Annotated in this window: 18 protein-coding genes and 1 pseudogene; 11 read left to right on the top strand and 8 right to left on the bottom strand. The window is 59.5% G+C overall.

Annotated elements, in window-relative coordinates:
* Positions 1 to 15: 15 nt before the first annotated feature.
* A pseudogene (locus ACZ1HM_RS05465) lies at positions 16 to 1373 on the bottom strand (FAD-dependent oxidoreductase).
* A gap of 248 nt (positions 1374 to 1621) precedes the next feature.
* On the opposite strand from ACZ1HM_RS05465, the gene ACZ1HM_RS05460 reads away from it, so the two are divergent.
* The 3 genes from ACZ1HM_RS05460 (at position 1622) to ACZ1HM_RS05450 (ending at position 4799) form a co-directional block, all read left to right on the top strand.
* On the top strand, positions 1622 to 2659 hold the full coding sequence (locus ACZ1HM_RS05460) for a TRAP transporter substrate-binding protein (RefSeq protein ID WP_472741853.1): 1038 nt from the start codon (positions 1622 to 1624) through the stop codon (positions 2657 to 2659).
* A gap of 62 nt (positions 2660 to 2721) precedes the next feature.
* The gene (locus tag ACZ1HM_RS05455) at positions 2722 to 3306 is read left to right on the top strand and encodes a TRAP transporter small permease (RefSeq protein WP_472741851.1); all 585 of its coding nucleotides are present in this window, start codon (positions 2722 to 2724) and stop codon (positions 3304 to 3306) included.
* Positions 3303 to 4799: a TRAP transporter large permease gene (locus tag ACZ1HM_RS05450; RefSeq protein ID WP_472741849.1), complete on the top strand. Its 1497-nt coding sequence runs from the start codon at positions 3303 to 3305 to the stop codon at positions 4797 to 4799. The genes ACZ1HM_RS05455 and ACZ1HM_RS05450 overlap by 4 nt, the downstream gene beginning before the upstream one ends.
* Positions 4800 to 4823: 24 nt before the next feature.
* Here the strand turns inward: ACZ1HM_RS05450 and ACZ1HM_RS05445 are convergent, their stop codons facing one another.
* From ACZ1HM_RS05445 to ACZ1HM_RS05430, 4 genes are all read right to left on the bottom strand, one after another.
* Positions 4824 to 5234 (bottom strand): rhodanese-like domain-containing protein, encoded by a 411-nt coding sequence (locus tag ACZ1HM_RS05445; protein ID WP_472741847.1) that lies wholly within the window; start codon positions 5232 to 5234, stop codon positions 4824 to 4826.
* 85 nt (positions 5235 to 5319) lie between these two features.
* Positions 5320 to 5796: a YHS domain-containing (seleno)protein gene (locus tag ACZ1HM_RS05440; protein ID WP_472744572.1), complete on the bottom strand. Its 477-nt coding sequence runs from the start codon at positions 5794 to 5796 to the stop codon at positions 5320 to 5322.
* Between the two features lie 177 nt (positions 5797 to 5973).
* On the bottom strand, positions 5974 to 6756 hold the full coding sequence (locus ACZ1HM_RS05435; RefSeq protein ID WP_472741844.1) for an SseB family protein: 783 nt from the start codon (positions 6754 to 6756) through the stop codon (positions 5974 to 5976).
* On the bottom strand, positions 6749 to 7339 hold the full coding sequence (locus ACZ1HM_RS05430; protein WP_472741842.1) for a uracil-DNA glycosylase family protein: 591 nt from the start codon (positions 7337 to 7339) through the stop codon (positions 6749 to 6751). Before ACZ1HM_RS05430 ends, ACZ1HM_RS05435 begins: the two co-directional genes overlap by 8 nt.
* A gap of 102 nt (positions 7340 to 7441) precedes the next feature.
* On the opposite strand from ACZ1HM_RS05430, the gene ACZ1HM_RS05425 reads away from it, so the two are divergent.
* From ACZ1HM_RS05425 to ACZ1HM_RS05400, 6 genes are all read left to right on the top strand, one after another.
* Positions 7442 to 7786: an ArsR/SmtB family transcription factor gene (locus ACZ1HM_RS05425; protein WP_472741840.1), complete on the top strand. Its 345-nt coding sequence runs from the start codon at positions 7442 to 7444 to the stop codon at positions 7784 to 7786.
* On the top strand, positions 7779 to 8807 hold the full coding sequence (locus tag ACZ1HM_RS05420) for a permease (protein ID WP_472741838.1): 1029 nt from the start codon (positions 7779 to 7781) through the stop codon (positions 8805 to 8807). The genes ACZ1HM_RS05425 and ACZ1HM_RS05420 overlap by 8 nt, the downstream gene beginning before the upstream one ends.
* Positions 8808 to 8990: 183 nt before the next feature.
* Complete coding sequence (locus ACZ1HM_RS05415) at positions 8991 to 9650, top strand: ABC transporter ATP-binding protein (RefSeq protein ID WP_472741836.1); 660 nt, start codon at positions 8991 to 8993, stop codon at positions 9648 to 9650.
* Positions 9628 to 11406 (top strand): KpsE/RkpR family capsule polysaccharide export protein, encoded by a 1779-nt coding sequence (locus ACZ1HM_RS05410; RefSeq protein WP_472741834.1) that lies wholly within the window; start codon positions 9628 to 9630, stop codon positions 11404 to 11406. Before ACZ1HM_RS05415 ends, ACZ1HM_RS05410 begins: the two co-directional genes overlap by 23 nt.
* Positions 11403 to 12236: a 3-deoxy-8-phosphooctulonate synthase gene (kdsA, locus tag ACZ1HM_RS05405; RefSeq protein WP_472741832.1), complete on the top strand. Its 834-nt coding sequence runs from the start codon at positions 11403 to 11405 to the stop codon at positions 12234 to 12236. The genes ACZ1HM_RS05410 and kdsA overlap by 4 nt, the downstream gene beginning before the upstream one ends.
* Positions 12237 to 12309: 73 nt before the next feature.
* Positions 12310 to 13749, top strand: a complete 1440-nt coding sequence (locus ACZ1HM_RS05400; protein WP_472744571.1) for a phosphomannomutase/phosphoglucomutase — start codon at positions 12310 to 12312, stop codon at positions 13747 to 13749.
* Positions 13750 to 13783: 34 nt separating this feature from the next.
* Here ACZ1HM_RS05400 and ACZ1HM_RS05395 read toward each other — a convergent pair whose 3' ends face one another.
* Genes ACZ1HM_RS05395 through ihfB form a run of 3 tightly spaced genes read right to left on the bottom strand, consistent with a single transcriptional unit; the run spans position 13784 to position 15075 of the window.
* Positions 13784 to 14431 (bottom strand): phosphoribosylanthranilate isomerase, encoded by a 648-nt coding sequence (locus ACZ1HM_RS05395; RefSeq protein ID WP_472741830.1) that lies wholly within the window; start codon positions 14429 to 14431, stop codon positions 13784 to 13786.
* 9 nt (positions 14432 to 14440) lie between these two features.
* Positions 14441 to 14791, bottom strand: coding sequence for a lipopolysaccharide assembly protein LapA domain-containing protein (locus ACZ1HM_RS05390; RefSeq protein ID WP_472741828.1), 351 nt, complete (start codon positions 14789 to 14791; stop codon positions 14441 to 14443).
* Positions 14791 to 15075: an integration host factor subunit beta gene (gene ihfB / locus ACZ1HM_RS05385; RefSeq protein WP_472741826.1), complete on the bottom strand. Its 285-nt coding sequence runs from the start codon at positions 15073 to 15075 to the stop codon at positions 14791 to 14793. Before ihfB ends, ACZ1HM_RS05390 begins: the two co-directional genes overlap by 1 nt.
* 378 nt (positions 15076 to 15453) lie before the next feature.
* Here ihfB and ACZ1HM_RS05380 point away from each other — a divergent pair, with 378 nt between their 5' ends.
* On the top strand, positions 15454 to 15915 hold the full coding sequence (locus ACZ1HM_RS05380) for a YHS domain-containing (seleno)protein (protein ID WP_472741825.1): 462 nt from the start codon (positions 15454 to 15456) through the stop codon (positions 15913 to 15915).
* 433 nt (positions 15916 to 16348) lie between these two features.
* Positions 16349 to 19015, top strand: a complete 2667-nt coding sequence (locus tag ACZ1HM_RS05375) for a hypothetical protein (protein WP_472741823.1) — start codon at positions 16349 to 16351, stop codon at positions 19013 to 19015.
* The last annotated feature ends 9 nt before the right edge of the window (positions 19016 to 19024 follow it).

Here is a 19024-nt window from a genome sequence, read left to right as displayed (position 1 = left end):
GCCCCTATCCTGCGCCTAGAGGTAGCGCACGCCTTGTTTCTTCAACACCGTCTGAACGGCGCTGATGTCAACGCGGTCCAGCTCTGAGTTGGACTTGACCGCCTCAGCCGCCGCAATCCCTGCGCCCTGCCCGGATACCGCGCAGCAGGCCATGTTCCGCGTCGCGGCATGGGCCACTCTGTCTCCGCCTGTGGCGCGGCCAGCGACCAACAGACCTTTCACACCGCGGGGCAACATAGACCGGTAGGGAATATGCATATAGCGGCCCGTTGTGGGCAAAATCAGAATGCCATAGCCGTCAATGAACTCTGGATAGATGCCGATGCTGTCGTCAAAGCGCGCCTCCTGGCGCACGTCGGTCTCTGTCATGTTGTAGGCGGCATCAATCTTGCGGGTGTCCCGCACGCCAAGCGTCATGCCAAAGTTGCGCAACCGCACAGCTTCACAGCCCGGCGCAAACTGGCGCAGGGCGTCGATGGCCAGCATCGCTTGGCGGCGGCCTTCGATCTCAAAATGGGTCAGGTCATCGGGGTCCGTGCCATCGCAATTGCCCAGGTGCACCAGGTTCATATAGGTCATCTCACCACTGTCATGCACCGCCCCCCAGGTGCCGGCGATTGTGGTCAGATCAGCAGGGATGACACCGGCCTTGCGGGCGGTTTCAAAGGGCTTTTTCAGGAAGGGCGAGAACATCGCGTCTTCTTTGCCATCGGTTTCAACCGTCCACTCGCCTGTAGACCAATCCGAATAGGTCTGAGGGTTTTCGCGCACATCCGCCATAAAGCGCGCCTTATCCACGCCTGCCAAGTGAAACATCACGCTGGCCGCTTGCAGCTCTTCGCGGGGGGATGCACAACCGGCGCGCCTGCCCGCGTGGCCACGTCGGCGTCGCCCGTGGCGTCAATCACGACCTTAGCCAGAAGCGCTTCGCGCCCAGCTTTGGATTCCGTGATGATGCCGGTGATACGGTCGCCTTCCATAATCGGCGCCACGAACATACGGTGCAGCATGGGACGGATGCCAGCCTCTTGCACCAGCTGATCAGCGACAACTTTGAACCCCTCACTGTCCAGCTCATAGCTTAGGGATTGGCTTTCTGGCACTGCGGCTCCCATCGCTTTGGCGCGTTCTTCAAATTCCCAACCAATGCCACCGGCTTCAACCGTTTGGGCATGGCGATACCAGGCAAACCCCTCAACCCCGACTGTTGTGATGTTGCCGCCAAAACAGCCGAAGCGTTCCACCAACGTCACCTCAACACCCGCGCGTGCCGCGGCCAGGGCTGCGGACAATCCGCCTGGCCCGGATCCAACCACCAAGACATCTGTGGTGTGGATGACATCAATTGCACGGGAAGGTTCAGTGATCTGCATGGTTTTGCTCCCACAAAAGAGGTGCGCGCGGGCGCGTATCGCCCTGCAAAAGCGCAATTTCGCCCCTACCGCCGGGGGCGTGTTTCTGCAAGGGCTTACATCGTTGGACCTGCGCAAATCAGCAACGACATTGCCCCAAATAGGGGGTGACTTACCCCCTGAGGTGTGGATTATGTCGGTCCATACGACTGACGCTGCGGCGCATCTTTGCCCGCTGCCTTGATCTGGAAATACTTGGGGAGACCACAATGAAACATCTGACAAAGCTACTGGGTGGCGCGGCTCTGACGGCGCTCATGGCCAGCGCGGCAACCGCGCAAGAGGTGACGCTGAAGCTGCACCATTTCTTGCCCGCTCAGGCCAATGTGCCACGGCTGGTGCTGGATGTCTGGACCGACAAGGTGGAGGCCGATTCCGAAGGCCGCATCAAAATCGACCGTTTCCCAACCATGCAGCTGGGCGGCCGCCCGCCAGAGCTGTTGGACCGCGCGATTGACGGGGTGGATGACATCACCTGGACCGTTGTTGGCTACACGCCCGGCCGCTTCCCCTCAACCGAGGTGTTCGAGCTGCCGTTCATGGTCGAAGATGCCCGCGCGGCATCCTGTGCCTATTGGACAATGTTTGACGAAGGCATGAAGGACACCGAATTCAAAGACGTCCACATCCTGGGCACCTGGGTGCACGGGCCGGGCATGTTCCACACGATGGATCCGGTTGAAACGCCAGCCGACCTTGAAGGCATGAAGATCCGCGGTGGATCGCGCCTGGTGAACGATTTGCTGACAGCTGCGGGGGCGACCCCTGTCGGGATGCCCGTGCCTGCGGTATCTGAGGCGCTGTCCAAAGGCGTGATCGACGGCACCACCATCCCATGGGAAGTCACGCCTGCGTTGAAAATCCCTGAACTGGTGGAAAACCACACAGAATTCGAAGGCACGGGCCTTTATACGCTGACCTTCGTTCTGGCGATGAACAAGGCGCTTTACGAAGGCCTGTCAGACGAAAACAAGGCTGTCATGGACGCCAATTCAGGCATGAACTTCTCCGTCTTTGCGGGCGGCACTCAGGCGGATGCCGATGGCCCCGCGCGCGAAGTTGCGGTGGAGGCGGGCAATAACATCGTGACCGTTTCTGACACCTCTGAATGGCGCACGCTGGTTGAGCCGATCTATGACACATGGATTGCGGATCTGCAGGGCAAGGGCCTGGACGGCCAAGCGCTGATCGACCGTGCCCAGGGCCTGATGACCGGCGCGTGCAAAGACGCGACCGGCAAGATGTAGAAACCAATTGCCCTGGCGCGCTGGATTTAGCGCGCCAGGGCACCTGCTGGTGATTTCCCAAAATGCTTGACGTTGTGCAAAAGCTGGCGCGCTTGTTGGCGCAGATCGGTGGTCTGACCTTGATGGTGATGATCTTGCTGGTCTGCGTGTCCGTGCTGGGGCGCTCCCTGAACGGCATTATGCACAGCGACCTTTTGCAGGACATGTGGCCTGCGTTTTCCAACTGGCTGCTGGCCTTGGGCGTTGGCCCGGTGAACGGGGATTTTGAAATTGTTGAGGCCTGCATGGCCTTCGCCATCTTCGCCTTTCTCCCGATTTGCCAATTGACCGGGGCCCATGCCTCAGTTGATGTCTTTGCGGCCAGCTTGCCTGCCGCCGTCAGCGGCCCCTTGCGGCTGATCATTGAGGTTGTCTTTGCCGCCGTGCTGATCCTTTTGGCCTGGCAGCTGACGCTTGGCGGGATGAGCAAATACCGGTCGGGGCAGACCACGCTGTTGTTGGAATTCCCGGTGTGGTGGTCTTATGCCGCCAGCATTGTGGCGATGTGGGTTGCGGCTTTGGTCGGGGTTTATGTCGCCTGGCTGCGCGCGGATGAAGTGATCAGGGGCCGCGCCAACCCCCTGTCCAGCGAAGGACCAAGCCATTGAGTGACATCGCAATTGGGCTGTGGTCCTTTCCGGCGCTGCTGACGCTGATTTTCCTGCGGGTGCCGATTGGCCTGGCCATGTTTGTCACGGGCTTTGTGGGCATCATCCTGATGACCGGCGACACCAACATCGCCGTGGGGCGCTTGCGCTCTGAGACCTATACGACCTTCTCCAACTATTCACTTTCCATCATCCCGATGTTCTTGCTGATGGGCCATTTCGCCACCCTGGGCGGCATGAGCCAGGCGCTGTTCAAAGCGGCAGAGAGCTTTCTGGGCCACCGCAAAGGCGGCGTTGCCATGGCCAGTGTCGGGGCCTGTGCAGGTTTTGGCGCGATCTGTGGCTCATCGCTGGCCACCGCCGCCACCATGAGCCGCGTGGCCCTGCCAGAGCTTAAGCGCTATGGCTATTCAGGCGGCTTTTCCACCGCCACGCTGGCTGCAGGCGGCACGCTGGGCATTTTGATCCCGCCTTCGGTTGTTTTGGTGATCTATGCGATCATCACGGAACAAAACATTGCCAAACTTTTCCTGGCGGCCTTTATCCCCGGCATCCTTGCCGCCATCGGGTATATGGTCGCAATATCGGTTTATGTGCGCATCAACCCCGGCTCAGCGGGCACCCGCGAACGGATGCCTTACGCCGAACGCCTGCGCGCGTTGATGGATGTCTGGCCAGTGCTGTTGGTGTTTTTGCTGGTTGTGGGCGGCATCTATCTGGGCTGGTTCACCCCAACCGAAGGGGCCGCGATTGGGGCCTTTGGCACCGGGCTTATCGCCTGGTTTGCAGGTGGCATCACCCGCGCCAGCCTTTCTGAAAGCTTTGTGGTGACGGCGAAATCCACCGCTATGATCTTTTTCATCATCTTGGGCGCGGCATTCTACAATGGCTTTCTGGCACTGACCCAGATGCCGCAGGCGGCGGCTGAATGGGTTTCGGCCAGCGGGCTTTCCAACATCATGATCATCGTGATCATTCTGGTGTTCTACCTGATCCTGGGCTGCTTTATGGACAGCCTGTCGATGATCCTGCTGACGATCCCGATCTTCTGGCCCATTGTCCAAGGCCTCGATTTTGGCTTTGTCTCTTTGGTGGAACTGCAGTCCGCGCGTCTGGATGATCTGATCGCCTCGGGCAAAGAGATCCCCGCCGCCGCCCTGGCTGAGGCGCAGGCGCTGCTTGCCGCAGGCCAAGAGCTGAGCCGTGAAATGGCCCGAGAGCTGGGCCTGCGCGGAGTGTCCAAAGGGGCGTTTAATCGCGTCAACATCGAACACACCGCCATCTGGTTCGGCATCTTGGTGCTGATCGTGGTGGAGGTTGGGCTGATCACGCCGCCCGTGGGCATGAACCTTTTTGTGATCAACGCAATGGACCGCAAAACCCCGATGGTGGAGACCTATAAGGCCGTGCTCTACTTTGTGGCCTCTGATCTTTTCCGCGTGGTGCTGTTGCTGGCGTTTCCGATCATCACGCTGGTTCTGGTGCCGATCTGACGCTGCGGGCGTTGCCCGGCGGCATCACTCAACCGCCACCACAGGCAACCCGCGTTTCAGCCACCCGGGCCCGGCCCCAGATCCCAGCATCCCTTCGGGCACATCCAGTATCTGCGTAAACCCTGCCTCTTTCAGCCGCGCCGCCAGTCGGGCGGACCGCACCCCGCGCGCGCAGATCAGCGCCACAGGCACATCCCGCTGGCCCTTGGTGTTCTTCAGCAGAGTTTCGATAAAGTCATCGGCCCGCATGTCGATCGGCACGGCCCCCTGCCCCACACCTGTGCGGGACCATTCATCAGGGCGGCGGATGTCCACCAAGGTAATGTCGCCCGCCAGCGCCGCCTGCAGGGCGTCGGGGGCTGTCAGGTCATTGTCGGTGATCTCGGCTGACACGTTGAACCAACGCGCACCGCCCAGGGCCACGGCTGCGGTCACCACCGCACCGCCCAGCAGAAAACCCCGCCGCGTGTTGCGCGACGGGGATTGATGGCGTCGGTCTGGTGGGGACCCGGGGGTGCCATCAATTCACAGGGGCCGAGGACGTGAACTTGGGGATGGCCCGGTCAGAGCCTGGTGCAGGCTCAATGGAGGGCCAATTGTTCTCTGCCAGGTTGATGTTGCCGGGAATGTCTTCTTCCCAGAAGCCCACGACGTTCTTGGTGATGTTCAGATACAGTTTGCCGTCCACGATCCGCCACAAATTTGGATTGCCGGGCACTTTGCCACCCTTGGACACGCCATAGGCACAGTGACCATCGTATTGCGGTGCGTATTTGGCCGGGTCTGCCAGAAACTTGTCGCGGTTGGCCTCAGAGGAGAACGCAAAGGTCGCGTCATTATATTCAGCCGTGATGCCGGCCTTGCCTGGCACGGCTTCGGGCTGGGCTGTGCCCACAGCGTTTTGGGGCAGGTCGAAATACGCAACAACGTCATAGCCCGAGGCCGCAAAGCCGGTGCCATCAACATATTGTTCGCCAGCAAAGGCCTGGCCGGTCATCGCAAGTGCGGTTGCGGCCGCGGCAAGTGTCAGGGTGAAACGGTTCACTGTGGGATCTCCTTGGTTTGTGCTCTGAGCCACAAGCTAGGCAGAGCCGCGCTGCAATGCACCCCACGAGCGCGTGACCTCTCGTCTCTGTGACAGGCAGGTGATCAAAGCGCGCGCAATTGCGCCCAATTATTTCAAAATCGGTGGCTTGGACGGGTCAGAGCCCGGCGGCATGCGCGGTGTTTGTTGCAAACCTTCCCCCTGCGGCAGATCAAACCGCAGCCCCACCTTGGCCAGTTTGGCCACCACCGGATCTGAGGGTGCGAAAAATCCCACATCCATCGCACCCGCTTCGATCCCTGAAAACGTCAGCGCCTCTGAGGCGGCGCGCACCAGCGCATCCTGCGCCCGGGGAATGGCCCCGACAAAAGCCAAAAGATGCCCCTTGCCGCCGCCAGGGTATTCCACGCCCACCAGATAGGCCCCCGCCGCCATCCCTGTGGCCGTGGCCAGTTTCGCGTCAATCGCGGCGATCAAGACCTCGGGCAAACCGGCGGGCGGCAGCACCTTTTCAATCCGCGCTTCAACCTCACCCGCCTCATGCGCCAGCGTATCGCGCAGCCAGGCGACCGCACCTGCGGGCAGCAATATCTCAGACGGAGCCACGCCCAGATTGACCGCCAACCCCAGATCTTGCCCCTCCAACATGCCCGCAATCGCGCGCCCGGACAGCGCCACATAAGGAGCGATCTGACCGACATAGGCGGCCAAACGCTCTGCCCGGTCAAAGACCAGCACATAGCTGTCATCAAAAAGCGCGGGCGTCACCTGATCCTCATCCGGCTCTGCCTCTAGCAGCAGGTAAAGCTCCACATCGGCGATGCGCTCATAAAACCGCAGCCGCGCGGCGTCGTCCTCTTCTGCCGCCATCATCGCGGCGTGGGCTTCATCCAAAGGGGTCAGTTCAGCCATTCAGCACCTCTTTCACCGCCTGCCGCAACCGCGGCACCACCTCAGCCTCAAACCAAGGGTTCTTCTTAAGCCACCCGGTATTGCGCCAGGACGGATGAGGCAAGGCAAAGACGCCGGGCGGATGGTCGCGCCAGCCCGCGACCGCAGCTTTCACGGTGGTAAACCCGGGCAGATGGTATTTCATCGCATAGCCCCCGATCAGCAGCGTCAGCCGGACGTCTGGCACGACGGCAAGGGCCTGCGCGCGCCAGGTCCTGGCGCAAATCGGTGGCGGGGGCAGATCACTTCCCTTCGCGTTGTAGCCCGGAAAGCAAAAGGCCATCGGAATGATGGCGAGCTTGGATTGGTCATAAAACGTCGCCTCATCCATCCCCAACCAGGCGCGCAGACGGTTGCCTGACGGATCCCAAAAGGGCTTGCCTGCCTCATGCACCCGCAGGCCCGGTGCCTGGCCTGCGATCAGAATGCGCGCACCGGGGGCGAACCACACCACGGGGCGCGGCGGGTGTGCCGTTGCGGTTGCGGCAAAGCGGTCAGCGCAAAGGCGGCAGGCGTTAATCTGTTCTCGGACATCTGTTGTCATCGCCGGTTTTTAACCCGCCCGTGTCACCAAGCCCAGCCTCTTATTTCGACAAAGTTCGAAATAAAGCTTGCGCGCGCCTAATATTTCGATATTTCTAGAAATATGAAAAGTGACTCGCTTCAAACCCCGCCCCTGACGCTGGCTGCCGCCAGCTTTGCAGCACTTGGCTCAGAACAGCGTCTGTCCGTGCTGCGCACGCTTGTGCGTGCCGGATCAGAGGGCCTTAGCATTGGTGATCTGGGCGCGCGCACCGGCGTGACCGGCTCCACCCTCACCCACCATCTGAAGCTGCTTGCAGCGGCTGGACTGGTGAAACAGGAAAAGCAGGGGCGCAGTACGATCTGCGCGGCTGTTGCCTACGGCGAAGTGCAAGCGCTGGCGAATTTCCTGCTGACAGAATGCTGTGCTGATGCGGCATCCCCCGATAAGGACCATGCCCATGGCTGACACCACACAATCGCTTCTGTCCCGACCCAAAAGCTGGAACCCTGGGGCCTGGGGCATCATTGCTGCCATCCTCGCCCTGATCGGGATCTTTGCCCCCGGCATCTTCACAGAAACGCTTGCCTTTACAGCACGTGCGCTGGCGGGGACGGCCCCGTTCATTGCCTTTGCCGTCTTTGCCGTGGCCTATCTAAAGGCCACAGGTGCAGAAAACCTGCTGGCCAAGGCGTTCGAAGGCAATCCGGCCCGCATGATCGTGATGGCGGCCCTATTGGGCGGGCTGTCGCCCTTCTGTTCTTGCGAAGTCATCCCCTTTATCGCAGCCCTTTTGGCGGTTGGGGCACCGCTTGGCGCTGTGATGGCGTTCTGGCTCGCTTCTCCCTTGATGGACCCTGCGATGTTCGCCATCACCTCTGGCACGTTGGGGTTTGAGTTTGCGGTGGGCAAAACCATCGCCGCCGTATCCTTGGGGATGTTGGGCGGATTTGCTGTCCAAATGGCGTCTGACACGCCGCTCTTTGCCAATCCGTTGCGTGAAAAGCCTGCGGTTGGGGGCTGTTGTGGGGTTAAGAAACCTTTCTCAGGCGCGCCCGTCTGGAAATTCTGGAGCGACGCAGACCGCCGAGCGACCTTTTCAGACACCACAATTGAAAACGCGCTGTTCCTGACCAAATGGCTGACCCTGGCTTATCTGCTTGAGGCGTTGATGATCCGCTATGTCCCTGCTGAGATGATCGGCTCTGTTCTAGGGGGCGACGGCCCGATGCCGGTGATCTTGGGCGCGTTGGTCGGTGCCCCTGCCTATTTGAACGGCTATGCGGCTGTGCCGCTGGTGGATGGGCTGATGGATCAGGGTATGAGCCCGGGTGCCGCGATGTCCTTTGTGATTGCGGGCGGCGTCAGCTGCATTCCCGCCGCCATTGCTGTCTGGGCCTTGGTCAAACCACGTGTGTTCGCCGCCTACCTTAGCTTTGCGGTCACGGGTGCGATTGCGGCGGGATTGGTCTGGCAGGCCGTGGCATAGCCAGCCGGCCTGCGCCCCTAGCAGAGTCTATTTTGACACAACGCGGCACTGTTTATGCAGGCCGCGTTGTACATTTGGGGTAAAGCGCGCCATAATCTCGTCAAGATTGATGAGTAAAGTCTTAATAATCCTCTGACACAAGAGGAAGAGGCAGACATAGCATCTAGCAAGCCGGAGCAGGGAATGCTGGAATTCGAGAATGTATCCAAGTCCTATTGGACGGGGTCACAGTATAAGGTGATCCTGGATAAAGTGTCGTTCCGTGTTCCCTTGGGCCGGTCCTTGGGGATCCTTGCCCCCAACGGGACAGGAAAAACCACGCTGATCAACATGATGGCTGGCCTGGAAAAACCAGACGAAGGTGAGGTTCGGCGCAGCTGCAACATCTCATTTCCCCTGGGTTTTATGGGCGGCGTTGTGGGCAAAGTGTCTGCCATGGAAAATGCGCGCTACATCGCGCGACTTTACGGGCTGGATCCTGATTACGTCGAAAGCTTTTGCCGCTGGTTGTGTGGCTTGGGCGAATATTTCGATCAGCCCCTGGGCACCTATTCGGCAGGCATGAAGGCGCGTTTTACCTTTTCGCTGATGCTGGCGCTGGATTTTGACATGTACCTCATCGACGAAGGCATGCCGTCCACGACAGATGTGGAGTTTAACCGCAAGGCCGGTGAAATCCTGCAAGAGCGTCTGCGCACCACGACGATCATCATCGTCTCACACCAAGCTCAAACTTTAGAAAAGTTTGCCCGCTCCGCCGCCGTTCTGCTGAACGGCCAATTGCATATGTTCGACACCTTGGAAGAAGCGAAATATTTGTATGACTACGAAACCCAAGGCTAGAAAATTCCGCATCAAACGCAACGCCGGGTCTGGTGGCAGCCCCCGCGCCAGCGCGGCAGCAACGGCAACGGCTGAGGCCACCACCGCTGAGCTGAGCACGCCGCAAGAGGAGGCGCGCCCAGAGCCGCGGCGCAGCCGGACCGCCAAATCAGATGAGGCAGGCCCAAAGGCCGAGGCGGCTAAGCCAGACGCCAAGCCGGATGCGCCCAAAACCGCAGAGGCACCCGCCGCTGACAACGCAGCAGGTGCCACCGATATTGATGCCATCCGCAAAGAGGGGCTGACGGGGCGCCAATTACGCATGGCCCGCCGGGTGGCGCAAAAGAACGGCTTGGCCCCCACCTCCGATTTCGACGCGGTCAAGCTTTTGCGTGAACAGGGCATTGATCCGTTTGAACGCTCCAACATGCTGGAACTGGTGGTGCCCAACGCCGAAGAAGGGGGCGATGCGGAGGCTGCCAAGGACGCCACCAAAACCAAACCCGCCGCCGCAGCGCCCAAATCAACGGCCACCCCGGTGCCTGCCGAGGGCCGCGTGCAATTGCCCCAAACCGTGCCCGCAGGCGGCGCGCTGGCCTTGCCCGGCATGGAGGAAGAGAACCCCGCCGTCCGGCGCGAGCGTGAAATTTCAGAAATTCAACGTGACATCACCAAACGCCGCCGCAAAAAGTTGCGGATGCTGGTGGCGCGGCTGGCGTTCTTTGTGCTGATCCCAACGCTGATCGCTGGCATCTACTTTTATCGGTTCGCAACGCCCATGTATGCCACCAACAGCCAGTTCTTGATCATTCAGAGCGAGGGCGGCGGCGGCTCCAGCCCATTTGGCGGCATCCTGCCCACTCAGTTTGCAAACTCAGCCGATAGCATCGCCACGCAGGCCTATCTGCAATCCAAAGACGCGATGCTGCGGCTGGACCAGGACGTGGGCTTTAAGGACCACTTTGCTGAGCCGGGCATCGACCCCATTCAGCGGCTTGAGCCGAATGCCACCAATGAAGAGGCCTATAAGCTTTATAAAAAGAACGTCAAAATCGGCTATGACCCGACCGAGGGTGTGATCCGGCTTGAAGTGATTGCCGCAGATCCCCACGTCTCGGCCAGCTTTTCAGAAAGCCTGATCGAATATGCCGAAGAACGTGTGAACGACTTGTCGCGCCAAAAACGCGAAGACGGGATGAGCGATGCCCTCGAAGGGTTCGAAATCGCTCAGCAGAAACGCCGCGATGCGCAAGAGGCGCTGATCAAACTACAGGTGGAAAACGGCGTGGACCCTGAGGCTGAGATCATCGCGATCCGTTCGCAGATCACCACCTATGAAGGGCTCTTGATTGAAAAAGAGCTGGAGCTGGCCGCGCTGATGGACAACCCCCGCCCCAACCAAGCCAAAGTGGACGGCGCGCGCGGGGACGTGCGGCGCCTGAACGTGCAGCTTGACCGTCTGCGCGACAAGATGAGCAGCGCAACCATCGGCGAAGGCTCTCTGGCGCAGCAGGCGGTGACCATGCAGCTGGCGCAGGCCGATCTGGCCGCGGCTGACATGGTGCTGCAATCAGCGCAAACCGCGCTGGAGCAAGCCCGCACAGAGGCCGGTCGCCAGGTGCGCTATCTCACCGTAGCGGTGCATCCTGTCGCACCAGAAGAGGCCACCTATCCGCGCAAGTTCGAAAACACGATCTTGGCATTCCTCATCTTTGCAGGCATCTATCTGATGTTGTCCCTGACATCCGCGATCCTCAGAGAACAGGTAACTTCATGACCCAAGTCACAATCGGTGATGTCATCATCGGCAATGATCGTCCCCTGACAGTCATCGCAGGGCCTTGCCAGCTTGAAAGCGAAGATCACGCCCAGATGATTGCTGGCGTGATGAAAGCAGCCTGCGCCGCCGCAGGCGCGCAATACGTCTTTAAGGCCAGCTACGACAAGGCCAACCGCACCTCCTTGCAGGGCAAACGCGGGCTGGGGATTGAGGCAGGCCTGAAGGTGCTGCAATCAGTGGCCCGCGCCAATGATGTGCCGGTCCTCACGGATGTGCATACAGAGGCCCAATGCGCCATCGCCGCTGAGGCCGTTGATATCCTGCAAATCCCCGCCTTTCTGTGCCGTCAGACAGACATGCTTTTGGCCGCCGGGGCCACGGGCAAGGTGGTGAACGTCAAGAAGGGCCAATGGGTCGCCCCATGGGAAATGGGCAATATCGTCGACAAGATCGAAAGCACCGGCAACAAGCGGATATTGCTTACCGAACGCGGCACCGCCTTTGGCTATAATACGCTGGTGGCGGACATGCGTTCGCTACCGCAGATGGCGCAGACCGGCTATCCGGTGGTGATGGATGCCACCCATTCGGTGGCGCAGCCGGGCGGCAAGGGCACCTCATCAGGTGGGCAGCGCGAATTTGCCCCCGTGATGGCCCGCGCGGCCACTGCCATCGGGGTTGGCGCGCTCTTTATGGAAACCCATGAAGATCCAGACAGCGCCCCCAGTGACGGCCCCAACATGATCTACCTCGACCAGATGCCAGATCTCATTGCGACGCTTATGAAGATTGACGCCCTGGCCAAAGAACACCCTCTCACCTTTTAAAGCGAGGCCTCCTTTCGTGACGAAACCAGCAGCAACCGTTGACCAAAACACCTGGAGCTTTTTGCGGGACGCGATGATCACGCCCACCGGCTTTCGCGAATATGACGCACGCTGGAAATACCCCGATGACATCAACCTGCCCGGCATCACCGCCCTGGGCCTTGGTCTGGGCACACAGATGCACCGGCGCGGCATTGAACCTGTTATCGCCGTGGGCAACGATTACCGCGACTATTCGCTGTCGATCAAAAACGCGCTGATGCTGGGCCTGATGCAGGCCGGCATCCACGTCAAGGACATTGGCCCGGCGCTGAGCCCGATGGCTTATTTTTCGCAGTTCCATCTGAACGCCCCGGCGGTCGCCATGGTCACGGCCAGCCACAACCCCAACGGTTGGACCGGCGTCAAAATGGGCTTTGACCGGCCACTGACCCACGGGCCGGATGAGATGTCCGAACTGCGCGACATCGTGCTGAGCGGCGCAGGTGAGCCGCGCGATGGCGGTAAATACGAGTTCGTGGATGGCGTGTTTGAGGCCTATCTCGACGATCTGGTCGGTGATTTCAAAATGACCCGCCCGCTGAAAGTGGTCTGCGCCACCGGCAACGGCACCGCGTCGCACTTTGGTCCTGCGCTATTTGAACGGATCGGGGTGGAGGTCGTGGCCAGCCACAACACGCTTGATTATACCTTCCCAAATTACAACCCCAACCCCGAAGCGATGGAGATGCTGCACGACATGGCCGCCTCTGTGAAAGCCTCGGGCGCGGATCTGGCGCTGGGTTTTGACGGCGATGGCGACCGCTGCGGTGTGGTCGATGATGAGGGCGAAGAGATTTTTGCCGATAAGGTCGGCGTGATCATGGCCCGCGATCTGGCCAAGCTTTATCCCGGTGCCACCTTTGTGGCGGATGTGAAATCCACCGGTCTTTTTGCCTCTGATCCAGAACTGCAGAAGAACGGCGTAAAGGCGGACTACTGGAAAACCGGCCACAGCCATATGAAACGCCGCGTGAAAGAGATCGGCGCGCTGGCGGGCTTTGAAAAATCCGGCCACTACTTCCTGGCCGAACCCATTGGCCGTGGCTATGACTGCGGGATGCGGGTCGCGGTTGAGATTTGCAAGCTGATGGACCGCAACCCCGACATGTCCATGTCCGACCTGCGCCGCGCCCTGCCGCAGACCTGGTCAACGCCGACCATGTCCCCCTATGCCTCTGACACTGAAAAATACGGCATCCTGGACCGCATCGTCGAGAAACTGGTGGCCAAGGCGGACGCAGGCGAGCAGATCGCAGGTCTTGGGATCAAAGAGGTGGTCACCGTCAACGGTGCCCGCGTGATCCTGGAGAACGGCGCCTGGGGCCTGGTGCGCGCCTCGTCCAACACGCCGAACCTGGTGGTGGTCTGTGAAAGCCCCACCTCAGAGGCTGAGATGCGCGCGATCTTTGAAGACATCGACGCGGTCATTCAAACCGAACCCGGCGTGGGCGATTACGATCAAAAGATCTGAACCGGGGGCTTCCCCCGAGGTTCGTAGGCAAGAGTTAATCCGCCAATGCGGCGGCGCAAAACTCTGCGATCAGCTGCGCGTCCTTGACGCCTGGCGCGCTTTCGACGGCGGATGACAGATCCACCTGCCGCGCGCCGGTCACTCGGATCGCCTCGCCCACGGTCTGGGCGGTAAGCCCTCCGGCCAGCATCCACGGCACCGGCCAGCGCCGTCCGGCCACCAGCGACCAATCAAACGCCAGTCCATTCCCACCGGGCAGCACCGCGCCCTTGGGTGGTTTGGTATCGACCAACAGCTGATCCGCGACCTGGCCAAAGCGGTCGAGCTTTTCCAGATCCTCTGCTGATCCCACGCCCACGGCCTTCATCACCGGCAAGCCGTAGCGCGCTTTGACCTCGGCCACACGCTCAGGCGTCTCACTGCCGTGCAGCTGGATCATATCAAGCGGCACGTCCCGTGTGATCTCATCCAAAAGCGCATCGGTGGGGTCCACCACCAGCCCCACCTTGCACAGGCCCACAGGGGCCAAAGCCGCAAGGGCCGCGGCCCGTTCAGGCGTGGCATAGCGCGGGGATTTGGGGAAAAAGTTCAGCCCGATATAGCGCGCGCCAGCGTCCGCCACAGCGGCAATATCCTGGTCACGGGTGACCCCGCAGATTTTGACATTCACATCAATTGGCATGTGGCGGGCTTAGCTGGCCTCATCCAAAAGCGCCAGCACTTCGTCTTTGCCCTGGTGCTTTTCGCCTTTCAGTCGCGCCACTTCCCGCTCCAACCGGCGGGTTTCGCGGGCCAGGCGCGCTTTTTCAGCACGCTCACCATGCTCGCGGATCCATTCCCAGACAAAGCCCACCAAAAGGCCCACAACGACACTGCCCAGGATCACCAAAAACAGCGGCAGGGAGACCTGCGGGTTGACGGCAAACCAACCGGCCACCTCTGTCGGCAGCACCTGCAATGTCACCATGCCACGGTTGGCCAAGGCAACAGAGATCAACGCCACCGCAAAGACAGCGATGCACAGATAGCGGATGTAACGCATTAGCTTTTCCCGTTCAGCCGGTCGCGGAGCAATTTGCCGGTTTTAAAGAACGGCACATGCTTTTCTTCAACATGCACAGTTTCGCCGGTCCGCGGGTTACGGCCTACCCTTGCATCCCGCTTCTTGACGGAAAACGCGCCAAATCCGCGCAGCTCCACCCGGTTGCCATCTGCCATGGCCCCGGTGATTTCGTCGAAGATGGTGTTTACGATCCGTTCGACATCCCGCTGGTAGAGGTGTGGATTGTCATCCGCGATCTTTTGGATGAGTTCAGACCGGATCATATGCGTATTCCCCCGCGGTACAGAATTTTACTCGCTCACCGACTATAGCAGTTTACCGACGGGCGAAAAGCCAGACCTTTATGCTCAGAGGGCTGATTTTGGCTGGAACGTCCTGTTTTTGAGGGTTTTTTATTCATTTACCAAGATCCTCGGCGTGCACTCCGGTTCAACCAGCGCGTTAAATTACCACCAACGCGGCGATTCTGCCGCTGGTACTTGGCCGCACTTCTGGTGCTGCTGCTACGTCTCTCAGGGGCTTAAACCCGGCGTTAAACTGGCCCAATGTGACAAGGAATGACAATCCTGTGTAACCTCTGGCCTGACTGCACGAACCGTCCCACATTTGATCCAGGATAACGCATAAGAAAGGACATCCCGATGCCCCTGACACGCCGTTTGTTTATCGCCGGTGCCGCCGGACTGACCGCAACACCGTTCTTCCTGTTGCGCAGCGCCGCGGCGCAGACCAATGCGGTTTATGCCGAAGGCGGCATTGCCGTGGACGGCACGGATGTTGTGGCCTATTTCACCGACGGCGCGCCTGTCGCTGGTGCGGCTGACATCACCCACGAATGGCAGGGGGTCACCTGGCGCTTTGCCAGTGCCGCCAACCGAGACCGATTTGCCACCGACCCCCAACGCTACGCCCCGCAATACGGCGGCTATTGCGCCTATGCGGTCAGCGAGGGCTACACCGCCTCCACCACGCCAGAAGCCTGGAAGATCGTGGATGGGAAGCTCTATCTCAACTACTCACGCCGGGTGCAGCGCCGCTGGGAGAAAGACATCCCCGGTCGCATCGCCGCCGCCGATCAGAATTGGCCGAAGGTTTTGAACTAGGGTCAAGACCCGAAGACTGCGGTGGCGTGGAAATGGTCAATGAAAAGTGATTGGCTGCGGACGTTGGCCCAGGTCCGCAGCCTTTTTCTATGCAAACTACGCCAACCTATATGGAACTATCCTGCCAACCTACACGCCCCGGTCCACACTATTGCGGCCTGAGACGCTGTAAACAATCCTGCAAAAAGCAGCTATCGTTTCGCGAAATGATGCACCAAACTGGGCACAGTTTCAGGTGCATCAAGTTCTTTGTTTCCATTTTTGCCAGCGATTGTTTCCCAATCACTACCTTACCGTGCACAATTTGACTTGCTAAAGACACATTTTGGTCACTTTTCAACTTTGGCGGCCACCACTCTTAACCTTGGGTTGATGCGTAATGAGTAATGCACTTTTCGTTGGTCACAGTCTTGTTGGCCCAGTGATGCCGTCAATGTTCAATAGTTTCGCGTCGGATCAGGGATCTGTCGCAAGGGCTGATGTTCAAATCCACAACGGTGCCCCGTTGCGGTATAATTGGGACAACGGTGCAAGTGCTGAGGGTGTGAACGCGCGCGAGGTGCTGCCGGGCGGCAATTACACAACCGTCATCGTGACCGAGGCGATCCCCCTCGCCCCACAGCTGTTGTGGAACGACACCCATGGTTATGCCAAACGGTACTATGATCTTGCGGTCAGTTCGAACCCGGCGGCCAAGTTCTATGTCTATGAGACCTGGCATCACATCGGCGACAGCCTGAGCGATTGGCGCGCAGCACTTGATACGGATTTGTCGTCCTGGCAGGGCATCGTTGAACACATTATCGACACCGCGGAAAATGGGCCGGCGCAGGCCGGTTTGATCCCAGCCGGTCAGGCGATGGCACGGCTCTATGACCGTATCGAAGCGGGAGAGGTGCCGGGCCTTACCAGCATCCGCGACCTTTTTAGCGATGACATCCACCTCAACGACATAGGAAACTGGTTCATCGCTGCGCTGCAAGTCGCTGTCGTAGCAGATCTGGATGTATCTGAGCTGCCTTTAGAAACGTATTCAGTCTGGGGTGCTCCTTACGGCGGTCCGACGGAGGCCATTGCCGCCATCATGGCTGAGGTGATCGACGAAACACTCGCTGCATTTCCGGCGCTTCCCGACGTTCAACCCACCGATGATGAGGATGACACGGATGGGGAAGACGACGACCAGAACGGGTCAGGAGACGAAGACGAGGGCGAAGACGATCAGTCCGATCCGACCGAAGGGGACGATACAAACGACGAAGATCCAACTGGGACAGAAGCGGACGATGACGCGCCTGAGGCGGATGACAATGCGAACATCCTGACCGGAGATGAGACCGCAAACCTGATTGACGCCTTGGGCGGAGATGACCAGATCTTTGGCAACGGCGGCGATGACACGCTGATCGGGGGGGCTGGCAACGACCGCATTGACGGCGGCGCTGGCAGTGACCAGCTAGATGGCGGTGCCGGTTGGGATATGGCGTTCTTTGAGGGTGCCTTCTCTGAGTATTCAGTAGAAAAGAATGCAGACGGCAGTTTTACTGTCACTTCAACGCGTGCAGAGGATGCAGGCGTCGACCAAATCACGAATTTCGAAGAGCTGGTCTTTGCCGATGGCTCGTTTATCGGCAACGCTTTCGTAAAGACCGCGGTCCAGGATGTGGATGACCTTTATGGCTGGGCGCATTATCTCGATATTTTCGACATTGACGGTGATCGTACCGGGCGCCACACGATCTATGATGATGGTCGCGTCGGAGACCAGTTTTTTGAGGATGGCAGCCTCATCGCTAATTTCGTCTGGGATGGCGCTGAAGCCTATAAGTGGACGAGCATCCGGAATGTCTTTGGCGAGGACGGTCAGCGCAGCTCACATACCATCCAGTTTGATGATGGGCGCCTTCAGGAGATTACCTTTCTCGACGGTCTCCGGACTGAGCGGGCAATGACTGACGTCGATGATGCCTATGTTTGGAGCGGGTACGTCGACGCCTTCGATGCAGACGGCGGACATATCAGCCGGGCGATGACCTATGATGACGGTCGGACCGCACACACCACCTACAACGATGGCGTGCGCGAAACGCGGGTGTTGACTGACGCAGAGGATGACCAGCCTTGGACAACCATAACCGAAACCTACAATGCGGACGGTCAGCGCAGCTCACATACCATCCAGTTTGATGATGGGCGCCTTCAGGAGATTACCTTTCTCGACGGTCTCCGGACTGAGCGGACAATGACTGACGTCGATGATGCCTACGTTTGGAGCGGGTACGTCGACGCCTTCGATGCAGACGGCGGACATATCAGCCGGGCGATGACCTATGACGACGGTCGGACCGCACACACCACCTACAACGATGGCGTGCGCGAAACGCGGGTGTTGACTGACGCAGAGGATGACCAGCCTTGGACAACCATAACCGAAACCTACAATGCGGACGGTCAGCGCAGCTCACATACCATCCAGTTTGATGATGGGCGCCTTCAGGAGATTACCTTTCTCGACGGTCTCCGGACTGAGCGGACAATGACTGACGTCGATGATGCCTACGTTTGGAGCGGGTACGTCGACGCCTTCGATGCAGACGGCGGACATATCAGCCGGGCGATGACCTATGATGACGGTCGGACCGCACACACCACCTACAACGATGGCGTGCGCGAAACGCGGGTGTTGACTGACGCAGAGGATGACCAGCCTTGGACAACCATAACCGAAACCTACAATGCGGACGGTCAGCGCAGCTCACATACCATCCAGTTTGATGATGGGCGCCTTCAGGAGATTACCTTTCTCGACGGTCTCCGGACTGAGCGGACAATGACTGACGTCGATGATGCCTACGTTTGGAGCGGGTACGTCGACGCCTTCGATGCAGACGGCGGACATATCAGCCGGGCGATGACCTATGATGACGGTCGGACCGCACACACCACCTACAACGATGGCGTGCGCGAAACGCGGGTGTTGACTGACGCAGAGGATGACCAGCCTTGGACAACCATAACCGAAACCTACAATGCAGAGGGCAACCGGGTCTCCAGCCTCTTTACATATGACGACGGGACCACCCAAATGCTCTTTTACTAGAGCATTTCG

The organism is Sulfitobacter sp. GN1-4 (assembly GCF_055693825.1).
Note: the sequence above shows the minus strand (reverse complement) of the source record. Positions and strands in the feature narration are given on the sequence as shown.